Source organism: Chitinophaga oryzae (assembly GCF_012516375.2).
GTDB classification, from domain to species: Bacteria; Bacteroidota; Bacteroidia; order Chitinophagales; family Chitinophagaceae; genus Chitinophaga; species Chitinophaga oryzae.
In genome coordinates this window covers 3,247,640-3,262,784 of record NZ_CP051204.2, presented here as the reverse complement: position 1 = coordinate 3,262,784, position 15,145 = coordinate 3,247,640, and the positions used below count along the sequence as shown (strand labels likewise).

12 protein-coding genes and 1 pseudogene are annotated in these 15,145 nt (G+C 45.6%); 1 reads left to right on the top strand and 12 read right to left on the bottom strand.

Features of this window, described 5'->3' with window-relative positions; all coding sequences use genetic code 11:
- Window position 1: 1 nt before the first annotated feature.
- The 3 genes from HF324_RS13620 to HF324_RS13610 form a co-directional block, all read right to left on the bottom strand.
- A complete protein-coding gene (locus HF324_RS13620; protein ID WP_168860023.1) occupies window positions 2-3,475 on the bottom strand; it encodes a SusC/RagA family TonB-linked outer membrane protein in 3,474 nt (1,157 codons plus the stop codon).
- Window positions 3,476-3,687: 212 nt separating this feature from the next.
- Complete coding sequence (locus HF324_RS13615; RefSeq protein WP_168860022.1) at window positions 3,688-4,650, bottom strand: FecR family protein; 963 nt, start codon at window positions 4,648-4,650, stop codon at window positions 3,688-3,690.
- A gap of 69 nt (window positions 4,651-4,719) precedes the next feature.
- Complete coding sequence (locus HF324_RS13610) at window positions 4,720-5,268, bottom strand: RNA polymerase sigma-70 factor (RefSeq protein ID WP_168860021.1); 549 nt, start codon at window positions 5,266-5,268, stop codon at window positions 4,720-4,722.
- A 104-nt stretch (window positions 5,269-5,372) separates the two neighbouring features.
- On the opposite strand from HF324_RS13610, the gene HF324_RS13605 reads away from it, so the two are divergent.
- On the top strand, window positions 5,373-6,140 hold the full coding sequence (locus HF324_RS13605) for an APH(3') family aminoglycoside O-phosphotransferase (protein ID WP_168860020.1): 768 nt from the start codon (window positions 5,373-5,375) through the stop codon (window positions 6,138-6,140).
- Between the two features lie 6 nt (window positions 6,141-6,146).
- Here the strand turns inward: HF324_RS13605 and HF324_RS13600 are convergent.
- The 9 genes and pseudogenes from HF324_RS13600 to HF324_RS13560 all read right to left on the bottom strand — a co-directional run.
- A pseudogene (locus HF324_RS13600) lies at window positions 6,147-7,181 on the bottom strand (IS256 family transposase); the annotation flags it as partial.
- Between the two features lie 470 nt (window positions 7,182-7,651).
- Entirely contained in the window at window positions 7,652-8,113 is a 462-nt protein-coding gene (locus HF324_RS13595) for a hypothetical protein (protein WP_168860018.1), read from the bottom strand.
- Between the two features lies 1 nt (window position 8,114).
- Entirely contained in the window at window positions 8,115-10,502 is a 2,388-nt protein-coding gene (locus tag HF324_RS13590) for an RHS repeat domain-containing protein (protein WP_168860017.1), read from the bottom strand.
- Window positions 10,503-10,811: 309 nt separating this feature from the next.
- Window positions 10,812-11,237 (bottom strand): hypothetical protein, encoded by a 426-nt coding sequence (locus HF324_RS13585; protein WP_168860016.1) that lies wholly within the window; start codon window positions 11,235-11,237, stop codon window positions 10,812-10,814.
- A 392-nt stretch (window positions 11,238-11,629) separates the two neighbouring features.
- A complete protein-coding gene (locus tag HF324_RS13580; protein ID WP_168802984.1) occupies window positions 11,630-12,172 on the bottom strand; it encodes a hypothetical protein in 543 nt (180 codons plus the stop codon).
- Window positions 12,173-12,177: 5 nt separating this feature from the next.
- Window positions 12,178-12,630 (bottom strand): polymorphic toxin type 44 domain-containing protein, encoded by a 453-nt coding sequence (locus HF324_RS13575; RefSeq protein ID WP_168860015.1) that lies wholly within the window; start codon window positions 12,628-12,630, stop codon window positions 12,178-12,180.
- A 41-nt stretch (window positions 12,631-12,671) separates the two neighbouring features.
- Window positions 12,672-13,046: an RHS repeat domain-containing protein gene (locus HF324_RS33395; protein ID WP_220101310.1), complete on the bottom strand. Its 375-nt coding sequence runs from the start codon at window positions 13,044-13,046 to the stop codon at window positions 12,672-12,674.
- Window positions 13,047-13,144: 98 nt separating this feature from the next.
- Window positions 13,145-13,666 (bottom strand): hypothetical protein, encoded by a 522-nt coding sequence (locus HF324_RS13565; RefSeq protein WP_168860014.1) that lies wholly within the window; start codon window positions 13,664-13,666, stop codon window positions 13,145-13,147.
- 940 nt (window positions 13,667-14,606) lie between these two features.
- On the bottom strand, window positions 14,607-15,140 hold the full coding sequence (locus tag HF324_RS13560) for a hypothetical protein (protein WP_168860013.1): 534 nt from the start codon (window positions 15,138-15,140) through the stop codon (window positions 14,607-14,609).
- Between the last annotated feature and the right edge of the window lie 5 nt (window positions 15,141-15,145).

Below are 15,145 nucleotides of genomic sequence, written 5' to 3'. Positions count from 1 at the left end.
TTTAAAAAGATGCTTTAATACCTACTCTCCACGTGCGCGGCGACGGCATGGTGAGTTCATCAAATCCCATATTCAGCGCGGAAGAGCCATAGGCGCTCACCTCGGGGTCCAGGCCGGAGTAATTGGTCAGGATCAGCAGGTTATTACCTTCCGCAAATACACGCAGCGATTTCACGGTCTGGCTGTGTCTCAGCAGGCGGCTGAAATTGTAGGTGAGCGTTACGCTTCTCAGCTTTACGAACGACGCATCTTCGAGGAAGCGGGAATTCTGGCGGCTGAGCGTATAGTCGTAAGAGCTGCCGAAGCCTGCGGAAGCGGCGTTGGACTTATTGATCAGCGCCGGGATATCTGTCTGCTGCCCCGGGTACTGCCAGTAGTGCAGGATTTCCGGGGAGAGGTTATATACGTTATTCGCTGTAGAGGAACTGCCCAGGTAGCTGTATTGGGCCGCCCTGGCGCCGTTGATCATCTTATTGCCCGCAGAGAAAGACAGGAAACAGTTCAGCTCAAGGTCTTTGTAGGTGAAGGTATTGCCCAGTCCGCCGAATACTACCGGCATGGCATCGCCCATGTATTCGCGGTGTACGTAGGGCGCGTTGGGATACTGTTGCTGGATGGGTTTTTCGGAGCTTTTGCCGGTATTGTCGATCCACAGCGGCTGACCGTTGTCCGGGTTAATACTGCCCCAGTTGTACAGGTAGAAGGCAGTAGCGGAATGTCCTACCCGCCAGAACCGGTTGCCGTCAATTTCGTTCTGGTTGGCCAGCTGGTCTTCACTGATTTTATGGAGCCGGACGATTTTATTCCGGTTGCCGGAGATGTTAAAGTTGGTGGTCCAGCTGAAATTTTTGCGGACCATATTCTGGCTGGTGACGCTGAACTCAATACCGTTATTGCTGAGGTCTGCCAGGTTTTGTTTCTGCATGGCGAAGCCCATGAAGTAAGGCAGTACAGAGCCGAGGATGGCATTGGACGTTTGTCGTCTGTAGTAGTCGAGCGTAGCGCTGACGCGGCCGTTGAGCATACTGAGGTCCATACCTGCGTTCCAGGTGGTGGTCCGTTCCCACTGCAGGTTAGGGTTGGCCGGCTGTTTCACGCCGATGGCAGACACGTTGCCATAGGAAGCGCCGTAATCGGCTATCACGTACTGTCCCTGGTTGCCGTAGTAGCCGTTACCACCGTCACTACCGGTGAAGCCTACACTACCGCGTATTTTCAGTTGCTCGATGAGTTTACTGCCTTTCAGGAAACTTTCTTCGCTGGGTATCCAGCCTACGGCGAAGGAAGGGAAACCTACATAACGGTGGTTGGCAGAGAAGCGGGAAGAGCCGTCCATCCGGTAGGTGACCCCTACCAGGTAGCGGTGCATATATTCATAGTTAAGCCTGCCGAGGAAAGACACCTGGGCCCACTGTTGTTGCAGGGAGTTCACCACCCGCCTGTTTTTAGCGGTGGAGATGCTGAGCATTTCGTTGTTCAGGAAGCCGTCACCCGCTACAGAGTTAACGTTCTCTACTGACTTTTCGAAGCTCTGGCCCAGCATGGCGCTGATAGCGTGGCCACCGTCGAAGGCTTTGTTGATATCGAGGCGGTTGTTGGTCACCCATTTGCGGAGCTGCTGCTGTGATTCGGTGGCATTGCCACCCGGCGACAGCGGCCGGTCGATGTTGCGGCTGTACGAGCGGGCACTGATCCAGTCCACTCCGAAATCGCTGTGCAGGCTAAGCCAGGAACGCAGTTTCAAATCGGCGAACACGTTGCCCAGCACGCGGCTATCGGTGGAATAGTTTTTACCGGTGGTCGCCTGCGCCACGGGGTTCACCACCGCTTCGGGCCCGGTGGGGTTGTTGCCGAAGCGCCAGTTGAAATTGCCGGTGCTGTCGTAGATGCCGATGTTGGGCGCTTTCTGGATAGCGTTGCGGTATACTTCCTGTGCGTTCAGCGAATTATTTTTGGCCTGGTTCATCGACATGCTCACGCCTACTTTCAGGGATTTCGTCATCTGGTTGTCGAAGTTGACACGGCCCTGGTAGCGGGTGAAATCATTATTGACGATGTACGACTGCTGCTGGTCATATCCCAGGCTGACGTAGTAGTTACTTTTTTCTGTGCCGCCGCTGAGGGACACATTGGCGTCGCTGCCTACAGCGTTGCGTGTCACTTCATCCAGCCAGCGGGTGTTTACGCCTTTGGGGAACTTGTAGTTCAGCGGGCGGTAAAAAGGGTTCCCTGCCTTACCGATAGAGTCTTTCAGGGCAAACAGCCGGGTATAGAAATCGGCGTACTGGTCGCCCGTCATGAGAGATGGCAGTTTACGGGGGGCGGCGATGGAAGCGCCCAGCTGCACGTCTACCCGTGACTTCCCGCGTTTCCCTTTTTTGGTGGTGATGAGGATCACGCCGCCGGAGCCACGGGAGCCGTAGATGGCGGTGGAATAGGCATCTTTCAGTACTTCGATGGATTCAATATCATCGGGGTTGAGGGTGGCCAGCGGGTTCTTCTCGAAGGTGGTAGGCTGGCGGTATTCATTTACCACCTGGTTGCCACCGAAGCTGAAGCCTTGCGAAGATCCTTTATTGTAATCAACCGTATTGAGGTTGGGATCGATGCCATAGATGGGCACGCCATCTACAACAATCAGCGGCGTGTTGCCGTTGGCGTTAAGGGTGCTGATACCACGGATGGTGATATTGCTGGCAGCGCCGGGCACGCCGCTGGAGGGCGCGATGAATACGCCCGGCAGTTTGCCCACCATGGCTTCATCCACGGAAATGGGCATCTGGCCGGGTAGTTCGCTCGCTTTGAAGCTGGTGACGGAGCCCAGCAGGCTGCGGCGTTCCTGTACGCCGTAGCCGATGACTACGGTCTCGGTTAAACGCGAAGCTTTCACTACCAGGGCCACAGGCACCGCTGCCACGGTGGCAGGGGTTACTTTCACGGCGGGTTTTATTTCTTCCTGGTAACCGATAAAAGAGTATTGGAGAGAATAATTACCGGGAGGCAATACCAGTTCGTATTCCCCTTCCGGGTTGGAGACTGCATAATATTTAGCGCCGGCCACGCGTACGGTTACACCGGGAACGGGGTTGTTGGTGGCGGCATCGGTGATGCGGCCGCGGACCTTACCGGAAAGCGCTGCGGCGGCAGGCGGGACTGACGGCTGTTTCACGATCAGGTAAACACCGTTTTTAGACTGGAAAGTAAAGGCTGTTTTTCTGAGGAGGGCTGCCAGCGCCTTCTCCAGCGGTTCGTTGACAAAATGTTGTTTATCTATCCGGTATTGGGACAATTCCTGGCTATCGTAGCCGAAAGACAGGTGGTAGCTGCGCTCCAGTTTTTTGAGACAAGACGCCAGCGTTTCATTTTCAAAAGCAGCGGTAACGGCGACCGGCTGTACGGACTGACTATATACCTGTGGAGCAAGGAAGCTGATATTTCCCAGTGAGAACACTGTGAACGCGACGCTCCATCTCACTAAGCTCCGTATATACGTTAGCGAAAGCGATTTTTGCATATCTTTGGTTGATTTTAGTGTTTTACTAAATGCATACAACATTGTATGATTCAAACCGTGTCTGCTGCAACAGACGCGGTTTTTTTGTACGCATATGATCATAGCGGCGCCAGGGATGATCCGACTGTTGTCATCCCGGTGTTAATAGCTGGTGCAACCTCCTGGGTGCTACATTAGTTTTTACGGTGAATAGTAATCTCGTTGTCCTTTATATCATATAGTATCGGATGTATGCTGCTGATGATGTCGAGTACTTCTGTTACCGACAGTTGTTTACTGCATCGCAGGGTATATTCGAATGTTTTCATTTCCACCGGGTTGTACCGGATACGGACGCCGTACTGGTTTTCCAGGGTGAGCGCCACTTCCGCGAAGCCGGCTTGTGACAGGCTGATCATGCCGTTGGCCCATTCGTTGATCTGGTCGTTTTCCACGGTAGATTTCATGTACTGTTGCGCTGAGCGGCTGTAGGTCAACTGGTCGTTGGCACTAAGCACGTCGAGGCCGGTTTGATGATGGAGCACCTTCACCATGCCTGTTTTCACCGTCACCTGTGTTTCATCCAGTGTGTTGTAGGCTTTCACGTCGAAAGAGGTACCCAGCACCTGTACATTCAGTTCCTGTGTATGTACTTCAAACGGATGCTGTGCATCCGGGTGTATGTCAAAGAATCCTTCTCCTTCCAGCTCCACCGTTCTCACCTCGCTGAAGGTGCGGGGATATTTTAATTTGGCGCCGGCGTTGAGCCATACCCGGGAGCTGTCGGGCAGCATCAGTTGCCGTTGTTGTCCCGGTCCTACTTCCACCAGCAAGAGGGTGTGTTGCTGGCGGTAGTCATGCCATAACCAGGCGCTGACCGATACTACGGCGGCCAGCAGGCCGGCGGCCGCCCACCACTTCTTATAGAAGGGCACTACCCTGCCTTCAGTGACAACAGGCACCGTATCCAGCTGATCATGGATATGCTGCAGCATCTCCGTTTGGAGCTGCTGCCGGTGGCTTTCATGACGGAACGCTGTGCTGGCCTGCATATCGTGGGATTGATACCATTCATGCAGCCATTCCAGTTCTTGTGGAGTACAGGTGCCGGTTTCCAGCCGTGTGATGATCGCTGCTATTTTTTCCTGATCGTGCACGTTTTTAACCGTTTTCTATAGTAATGACACCGCTCAGAAAAGATGGTACTAAAGGGGAGAAAAAAATTTTTATTTAAATCCGGCGAGGGCGTCTTTCAGGCGCTTCAGCGCCGTGGTGAGCTGGTTTTTGACAGTTTGCTGGGAAACGCCCAGCTGGTCGGCCATTTCGCGAACAGAAAGCTGTTCCTGACGGCTCAGGATATATACCTGCCGCGTCTTTTCCGGCAGGGCGGCCACCGTCTGCGCGATGATCTGCTGTATTTCCGCCAGGGCGAGGCGGTCGTCCGCCCGGTCAAATATCGCCGGCGGGATGGCCGAAAAAATATCGAGGTGTTTCTGGTAATTGAGATGACTACGGAGATGATTGAGTACCCTGTATTTAAGCGCCACATGCAGGTACGGCCCCAACGGCCCTTCAATCCGCAGCTCCCGGCGTTTATGCCACAGCGCTACGAACACTTCCTGCAGACAATCTTTAGCATCTGCTTCCTGCTGCAGTCTGGCATATGCGGCCATATAAAGCTGTTCCCAGTAGCGGTGATACAGTTCATCAAAGGCGGCCCTGTCATTATATGCCTGCATACGCTCCAACAACGCGGTATCCGGCAAGTGCTTCAAACAAGAAAGGTTTAGCCATAAAAATAAAAAAAAGCCTTTTACATATGCAAGCCTGCCGGGAAAATATTAAAATCCTATTTTTACAGCGAGACAAAAAAGGAACCATGCCCAAGCTCCCTCCAGACCTGGCCCACCTGCTGGCAGACACCACCTCCGAACCTGTTACCATCGGTTATTCGGCTGCCAGCGTGTACCGCTACACCAGCACCCACAGCGTATTTTACCTGAAGACACAAACCTCCGGGCAGGGACTTCGCCCCGAATATGAAGTGCTCACCTGGCTGCAGGACAAACTCCCCGTACCGGTGATACAATATTTCGGCGCACATGACGGCATCGATTACCTCCTCACCACCGCCGTAGACGGCGACATGCTCTGCGCCGACAACTACCTCGACAACCCCGAACTGACGGTCAAACTGCTGGCCGACGGCATACAACTGCTCTCTGCGCTGCCTATACATGACTGCCCCTTCGACAACAGCCTCGACCAAAAACTGGCAGCTGCCGCGTATAATGTACAACAAGGACTGGTAGACACCTCCGACTGGGAAGGCCATAACCGCTTCCCTACTCCACAGGCACTGCTGGATCATCTCATTGCTCACAAGCCGGCGCAATACACACCCGTATTTACGCACGGCGATTACTGTCTGCCTAATATCTTCGGTAAACAGGGACAGGTGAGCGGGTTTATCGATATCGGCGGCGCGGGCGTGGCGGATATTTACCAGGATATTGCGTTATGCGTGCGGTCGCTGAAGCATAATTTCGGGACGGATGCCTATGCGGCGGGGCTGTTTGAGAGGTTAGGAAGGGAAAGGGACGAGGAACGGGTGGCGTATTATGTGATGCTGGATGAGTTGTTTTGAGATCCTCTGCCGGTGGTAGCCTTCAATAATATTGGTTGTATACATGATCCGGCGAATGTCTTTGTTGTACTGAAAATAGCTACTCAATCCTGGCCAGTTTTTTCGCCAGGATTCAATCACTTTGGGATACCTGGCTCCCCAGTTAGATTCCAGCTGATCAAGGCTTCGTTCTGCCTGGTCAGCAGTAGTGGCCTTGTAGACGTTTTGAAGATCTTTCATAAATGGCTTGACATCCTTGTAGGAAAGATATTTCTGAGAATTGCGTATCTGATGTACGATACAGAGCTGAACCTCGGTCTTGGGGAAGACACTTTCTATGGCATCAGCAAAGCCCTGAAGATTATCTATACAGGCAATGAAGATATCTTCCAAACCGCGATTCTGTAAATCTGTTAATACCTGCAGCCAGAATTTAGCACCTTCATTCTCCCCGACATACATACCCAGCAGCTCTTTGTAGCCCTCCTGATTAAGGCCGATAATGCAGTAAACAGCGCGACCGATAACCCGGCCCTCATGGCGGACCTTATAATGGATAGCATCCAGCCAGACGAACGGGTAAACCCGCTCAAGAGGGCGGCTGCGCCACTCTTGTATCAATGGCAGAATTTTATCTGTAACACGGCTTATCGTAGCTGTAGAAGTCTCCAAACCATACATATCCATCAGGTGATCCCGTATATCGCTGTAGCTGGCTCCACGGACGTATAAAGAAATGATCTGTCGATCCAAATCCACCCCAAGCGTTTTATGACGTTTGGGAATTATCTCAGGCTCGAATGTCCCATTACGATCGCGTGGCGGGTTAATATCTACCGACCCAATGGCGGTCTTTACCTGTTTACGCGCTTTGTCGTTCTTACGGTTGGCATCTCCTTCATCTTCAATATGCGCTTCCAACTCACGATCCAGGGCGCCTTCAAGAAACTCCTTTAGTAACGGCGTTAGCACGCCGTCCTTACCTAAAAGCGTATCCCCGTTCTTCAAACGGCTCACCGCTTGCTTCTTGAAGGCTTCGAAATCAAAGTTTTGCTTTTCCATATTGTCAGTTTAAAGTTAAAAAACTTTTTACTGACACACTTTATGTAATAGTCTCAAGGCTCGCGGGCTAGCGGGACTTTCTTCATTTAAAGACCAACGCTATATCGGGCGTTAATCATGCTTTCTTAACCCTAAAGGCGTCGGTAAGGCATTTTAAGTTTACAATCAAAAAAAATGTCAATAAGAGCAACATCGAACCATTCTAAGACCACATGTATAAAACAGAATAGTGAATCGCGCTATCCTCATTAACATTTATAATTCAAAGCATTACATAACCTGTAGTGATCATGATTACATTAAACAGCATTAGGTAGCATCAATACGTCTATCATATACTCCTTTCAATTGCATTTTACCTAACAACAAATTGGCTTCTTCTCAGAAGTACCCTAAATATATTTTCCCTATCCAAACAGATGGCTAAAATTGCTACACCTAACATCATCTGCAACTTTTTTTCGAAAACTTTAAATATCAGGCAGTTTTTTAGGCTTTAACCAAAGGGAGACAAAGTTTTTATTACTGTCTATTACAGCTACACAATTAGTTATAAACTCAACCGCATCCCCTCCCTTTTCAGGATTCCCAATACAAACCCAACCCGTTTGAATATTCACGTATACTGGAAAATCTTCTTTACTTATTGCATAAGAACCCTCACCTGACACCAAGTCATCAAGTACCTTTAACACCCCACTTTTTCTTTCAGGGACTTGATAGTTTGATTTAATCCATTCATTGTATCCACAAAATCCTCCCACTTGAGCAATTTTATTATCATCATCTGTAGCGGTAAGGTTTAGCTTATTTAAAGCAATATCAAAATTAATTTCTTGAACCGCTGGTTCTGTATCAAAAGAGCATTCTTCAATATGGTAAATTAAGGTCTTTTGCTCTATAACATTGGTATAATTTATACAAAATTTCATATCAGTGAACAAAGTTAAAATGATAAATAACTTTCGTTTCAGGGTTGATTCCTAATTCCCAAACGCCCTGAGAATTTCTAAATGTCCCCGGTACTTTCCAATTCATCCCGCCTTTGAATGTTGCGTCAGGAATACCTTTACCTGCAGACATAATTTCTTGAATAGCTAAAGGTGATCTCATATAAGGTCTTGCAAGCTGTCCTGCATTTTCTCCTCGCTTTACCACCTCTGTTAAATGCTTCCCGGCGGACTTAGTAAATGTATACTCAGGTTGCGTTGCCATTTCAACAGCACTACCAGCCACTTTTTCCGTGACTGTCCGCTCAGCACCACGCACCACTGCACCTTCTACTGCTCCCATCACTTTTCCAGCCATTCCCAAAGCTTTTCCGATAGGAATAGCGGAAGCTGCACTTATTGCCGCGTCACCGGCAGTCATAGGCTGTCCGGTTTGTATGTCCTTTCCAGTAACTAATGCCTGAATCCCATTTACAGCAGCATAAACAGGATTTAGATTCTGATTTATCCCGGCGATTACTTCATTCGCTGTTCCTACGGCATACTGGCTTATATATTTAAGCGCAGATCCAATAGTAGTTGGAGCAGTCAAATTATACTCCCTGCCAGTAACAAGGCCAACTTTTTTAATAGGATCTCCTGGCCCATTGGGTTCATCTCCTAAAAAGTCATTGTACCTAATTGGGTTATCATAGTTAGAAGTATACGGGCTCCACATCTCCATTTTCTCAATCTTCGGATCTATCTGGTTCCACCTACCTATCTGTGGATCAAGATTCCTCAACTGCGCATCATATGTATTCAAGTCCAACTCATTCGTAAACTCTATTCCGTTATACTTCTTCCTATTCTCCGGATAGTTTTTCCCCACCAACGCATTCGCACTAATCCCCGCCATCGTCAACCCAAACGGATAATAATGCGTCTCCTCCAGCACCGGACCACTCATTTGCGCTACCATCAGGTTATCAAAGAACACTTCCTGTGGACTTTCATTACTGGTGTAAACATACAAAAATCCGCTCTTTTCCATGACCATCTTATCCTGAGACAGGGTCTGCAACTGATCAGGCTCGGCTTTTACCTGCTTCACCCCGCTGTTTTGCTCTACCATTTTAAACTGATCGTCAAATAAAACGTAGTTCAGGTAAGCTTTGGGCTTGCCGGGTTGCTGATCGGGGTTCTTCTCTTTCAGCTGACGATAATCATTATTGTAGAAATTGGCGTTGAAAGGCGTACTAGCCACTGATGCAGGAGCGCCGTGGGTGGCATCCGCGGAGGTGGCGCCACCAAATGCATTGATCAGGTCTGCCAGCATATTTTCAGCAGGTACAACAGGACTATTCTTGTCCACCGGACCATTGGATTTATAAAAAGCCTTGCTGCTCAACTGGATGGTGTCACCGGCCATTACCCTTAACACCAACGATGGACCGATCTTTTTACCGGTGCCAGTCGAGGTCAGTTTAGCGACAGATTCATTTTTACCGGCGCTCTCGTCCGCCGGGTACCCTACGGGTTTATTACTCCGGGTATTGTCGATGTTACTGAACAACAGGTTCTCTGTCGCGGCATTGGGCGTTTCCATGGTCGCGGCATACATGGTGAAGTTCGTCTGCTCTGTGAGTACCAGCCGGGTATTGCCAAGATGGTCTTTTACAAAATAGTCGTAGACAAATGTCGGCGTCTGACCGGCCTGGTAAACAGTCCGGATCCGTCCTTCTTCATGTCCGGCAAAACGCAGACTGTCATTTTCATAGACAAAGCCGCCCAGGAAATCTGTGGTGGTCACCTTAGCGGTGCCGGTAGTATTATCGGTAACGATCTTGCGCACCTTATTACCACCCGCATCGTACATAAACTGTATATTTCCCTTCCCGGTAACGGTTATCAGTTCCGGCAGGTTAAGGTGGTTGTAGCTGATGGAAGCGATTTGTTTGTTCCCGTCACGGGTAAGGTTGCCCACTCCGTCATAGGCATAGTCAACGCCATCCGTCTGGCTATCGGTAAAATCTCCCAGGCCGGTTTTAGCCCTTACCGTGTCATATACCGATTTCAGCTGGTTGCTGTTATCATTATAACGGTAGCTCAATTTATCTACCTCACCTTCCGCATTATCCACCTGACCGCGTTGTTTCATCGTCAACAGGTTACCATTAGCGTCATAATTAATATTGCTCACGGTAAAGTCCACCGCCCCGTTCTGCCAGTTTCCGGAAGTAAGTTGGGAGAACCCGGCACTTTTCAACCGGCTGATCTGATCATAGTTATAGCCGTAGGCACGCTGAGCGGTGTCATTCCAACCTTTCCAACGGATACCGGCAATATTACCACTAAAAGCCTGATTGGTAAATCCATAATCGTAGTTCAATTCCTGTCCGAAATGCGCGCCTCCGGAGCCATTTGCCAGACAATCCTTGCTAATGCTCCTCAGCCAGCCACGGAGTAAAAAGCGTATGTCCGTTCTTCAAACGGCTCGCCGCTTGCGTCTTGAAGGCTTCGAAATCAAAGTTTTGCTTTTCCATATTGTCAGTTTAAAGTTAAAAGACTTTTTACTGACACACTTTATGTAATAGTCTCTGGCCATCACATACAATAAAACTAAAAAAGCATATTCACGATAACGAGATAAGTCGCAGGCGATGCCTGCGACTTATCTCGTTATAATTCAAAAACCTTATTAGATACACTGATTACCACTCGATATAAAATGTAATACCTGGTAAAAGCCCTCATATGCATGCCCCATCTCCAAACTCAAGATATAAGCCCTATTATTCTTATCTTTCACCCGCAATCTTGTAAATCTATTTTTATCAGTTATCATATTCCCAAACTCTTCCTGCAAAGCAGGTGAGACATCAATAATATCAGAGTTAAGAAGAATAATATTTGAAGACGTTAAAACTCTCCTATTTGTTAATAGTACCCAATCTAAGGCATCTTTATAATATACTATTAATCCCTTTTCTCCTTGCTCTAAAGACGACAATAAATCGTTATACTGAGATTTATTATTTTCATATATAATCTTTGTAAGCTGACCTTCAGAGCCTTTTCTCCTAAATATTGATAGCAATATCGATGATTTATCCTTCTCTTCCATTATATTAAGGTGTTAATACTTTTTGCATAAAAACTCCGCTTCCGGATTGTTCAAATGAATATCCAAAACGTTCTGCTATTTTTCGGATTCAAAAATCCTTTATTTATTACGGATGAACCATAAATAGATATCTTATTAGCACCAGCTCCAATGGCTTCTGCCTCCATACTACTTATTAACACCCGTAATCCTGATACGCTTTTTTTGGTCGCGTCTAATAAAAAAATATTTCGATTAAAAGTATTTCCTACTAGGCCCTTCGTACCCCAGATTTCATAATTTCCCATTTTCTCAGCACCTTTAAATAAGGCTTACCCAAACGTTTCTTCTGTCATTGAAACTAAAGCCCCACCTCCTTTAATCAAATACCCCGAATCACTCTGGACACACCTTTATTCGTCCTCTCCAAAGTACCATCCAGGTTTAATACTATCTATTATTTGTATTTTTTCTTTCCAAAACTCATTTGTTACTTTAGACTCATCAGGCATGTATACTAAATATGTCTTATCATCAAAGTTAAAAACGAGCAAACCGTCATTACTTCCAAACACACTGTACATATCAATTTTCTCAAACGCTGACACTATACTATCTGAATATTTTTTGGTATACTGCCATGCCGCCTGAGGTGTTGAATATCCAAAATACTGACCATATTCCAATACATTGAAACCCCCTGCATTCTTGATCCTCACACTATCATATCGTGAAAAATTAGGCAGATAAAATTCCTTGTCATCCAACTTTTTATAAAAAGAATAAACAACAAAGGTATCATTCCTTTTTATCCTTGCCTCTATAAAAACACCCCTAAAAAAGTCAAGATTACTTTTTTCCAATTGCTGTATTTTTTCTTCACGTATCACTCTATAGTCCTTTCTGTGGCTACAGCCAACCAGCAAAAACGAAAAAAAACAAACAAACTTTTTCATAAAATTTAAATTTTACCGGGAAGCATACGTCGAACATCTGGTAATACGACACTCGGAACACCTTCCGGATAATAATAACCTTCGGTAATCGCTTTCTGATCTGCCGGGGAATCAAGAAGTGTATTATTTTTCATACTCTGATTATCCGACCGCCCATTAATTGCATTATTTAAATGGGCAGCATCTTTTAATGTATTGATATTAAATCCTAATTTACGTCCTGCTTGCCCAAACAAAAAGTTATCAAAATCATAATTATTATACCCAATGCCGTCAAGATTTGCGCCGTTTCCTTTTACAATATGTAATGCCTTCCGCTCTACTAAAGGGAAGGTTACCTGATCCAAATTCCCATTACTAACTCCAGAAAGTAACGATTTAGTTCCCGCTGGCCCACCTTCTCTCTCAGCATAAACAAATCTATTTTCGGTTGTATTATTTACACCATTTTGATTCATTTGTTCTTCTATCTGCTTGTTCGAAATAAATACTAATCGATCTATTTTTTTTGATATAATTGCTTCTCTATCCCTTTCGGATCATTAAACTCATATTTCCCTTCTACCTTCTGCGTTTTGGAATTTTCAACTACAATTTTATCAGGTTGATTATTTTTATCAATTCTCAAGAATTTACCCTTCTCATTAAATACAAAGTTATCCCAAGGAGCCATCCCGTCTGGATCAATAAACCTTATCGGATTATCGAAGGCATAATTATAGGGAGAATGCCTTCTCATTTTCTCTGATAATGGGTCTATTACCCACCAACGCCCAAGTTGTGGATCCTGCATCCTCGCCCCATAATCATACCACTCCAACCCACTTCCATCACCAAACTCTCGATTCTGCAACTCTTTGCCATTATACTTCAACCGATTCTCCGGATAATTCTTCCTCACCAACGCATTCGCACTAATCCCCAACATTGACAACCCAAACGGACAATAAAATATCTCCGCCTAATCTGGCTTTAAATAAACCTTTCCCTTGATTGATTGTGCAACTTAAATTTGACGCCATTTAATTGCCATATTTGAAGAATTTCGGATAGTTGGCTTACCTGTTGCTGCTTTAACAAAAACCTTATACTTTTACTTTCTCCTAAATATTGGAATACGATGGAGTTATCTACTCCCGTTTTGGTTGTAATGGCTCTCCCTCCATAAAATTCGCCTTTAACTCCCAAAATAAACACTTCTATATCCTTTAAATCCTCAAGAATATACTTCATTTCTAATTCTACTGTAGGTTTCACCACAATTTTATCTGGTAACAAATAAATATTCCCTACGACGCTATACTCCTTTATTATATAGTTGGCATTCAATAGCAGAATACTGATTGATAGAAAAATTAGAAAGCTGATTTTGTATCCTCTAAAAAGGATAAAAAATGAAAGGCATAGGAACAGCAATCCGAACCAAGTAAGTAATCTAAGTACGTGAAAATTTCTATCGGTGATCAGTGGAAGAATTGTTTCCTTTTTATTCATTTTCTATGATTTATAAGCCATGATTGACCTTGTACCGAAAAATCGGGCAGTTTAAAATTAGAGAAAATGGGCAATTGAGCTTGTCGCAAATCCGCATAAAATCATTGGCAGTAGAAAAAGTATCAGGCTCATTATCCCCCAAAATCTCCGTCTCCATTTGGGAAACTCTTCAAACCTCTTTAACAAAAGCGTAATTTTTTCCATAGAGTAATAGCGATAAACAATGGCCATCCAGGTCAGCATAATTGGCACAGCAATAAATTTGCTGTGAACATACACCGTAAAATCCCATACACCCAACCTCCTCACTAAGACTAACAGGAAGAGGGTAGTAACAAATTGGCTTACTGTAACTACAGCAGTAGCGCTAACCCGGGGTGTTTCGTTTTTAAATCTGGAATAATAGCGGTAGGTACTTATAAAGAACCATTTATACATTTGGTGATGCTTAACGATAATAGTTACAGAATTTTAAATCTGTTTATGAAGAAAGCCTTTTCGACTAGCGGAACTTTTCTCATTTAAAGACCAATGCCTTATCGGGGCATTAATCACGCTTTCTTAGTCCTAAAGGCATCAATAAGGTATTTTAAGTTTACAATCAAAAAAAATATCAACAAGAGCAACGCTAAAGGCTGAAAAACAGGAAATTTCATTGGTCCAATCCAGTATTGCCGGGTTGTTATACTCGTCGTAAATGCGGCCAAATTTATCGTTGCCAGGAACAAAGTTATTCCTGTCAATAAAACCCCCATCCTGAAACTGGAAAAATATAATATTACATTGAGCAGCTCGAAAACGCCACAAATGACATGCCTGATCTTTGCCACATGCGTCACAGATAACATCTCGATCCATGCTAAGGCTGAAAGTATAAACAGGATAGTAAATGGTAATATCCTTAACAGCCTTTTATAATCCATAGTTTTAAACCTAGCAATTAAAATCCTTGCAATTTCGCCACCGTGACCCCACAATGTAATCTACCCTTTTCAACATTAACCAATCCATCAAAATTGCGTCCTTTCTTCTCAAAGTAGTAGTATCTAAGTTCAATTTTTGGGGGCAAAGGATTTACCATTCGCTCCAACCGATCGATATCAAAATTAACTACCATACTATCACCTGGCAGCACCTGAAAAAAATTAAACTTTCTAATTCCGCTATGCGCTGCATCTTTCATGTATCCATCGTAATAACTATCAACAATCAAATGAGACTTTCGCGACCGAATATTTTTTCCTGAATAAAACATATCGAGATTATCCAACACTGTTGAAAAAATGTATATCGTATCCGCATTCCGATTGACTATTGGAATACTGATGACATTGAAATCACTTTGACTATGCTTAGCGACACTCATCCTCGATTGTATGTATCTCTCCCCCCCGTAATTGACATAGTCAAACTTCGAAGAAAAAATATCTTTTTCTCCCGCACATGAACATAGTGCGGTTGCTAAAATTAACATCCACC

Excerpts from the sequence above, each read along its gene's own strand:
- HF324_RS13605 (WP_168860020.1), top strand. The coding sequence starts at position 5,373 with ATGCCCAAGCTCCCTCCAGACCTGGCCCACCTGCTGGCAGACACCACC.
- HF324_RS13595 (WP_168860018.1), bottom strand. The coding sequence starts at position 8,113 with ATGAAATTTTGTATAAATTATACCAATGTTATAGAGCAAAAGACCTTA.
- HF324_RS13585 (WP_168860016.1), bottom strand. The coding sequence starts at position 11,237 with ATGGAAGAGAAGGATAAATCATCGATATTGCTATCAATATTTAGGAGA.
- HF324_RS13580 (WP_168802984.1), bottom strand. The coding sequence starts at position 12,172 with ATGAAAAAGTTTGTTTGTTTTTTTTCGTTTTTGCTGGTTGGCTGTAGC.
- HF324_RS13575 (WP_168860015.1), bottom strand. The coding sequence starts at position 12,630 with ATGAATCAAAATGGTGTAAATAATACAACCGAAAATAGATTTGTTTAT.
- HF324_RS13565 (WP_168860014.1), bottom strand. The coding sequence starts at position 13,666 with ATGAATAAAAAGGAAACAATTCTTCCACTGATCACCGATAGAAATTTT.
- HF324_RS13560 (WP_168860013.1), bottom strand. The coding sequence starts at position 15,140 with ATGTTAATTTTAGCAACCGCACTATGTTCATGTGCGGGAGAAAAAGAT.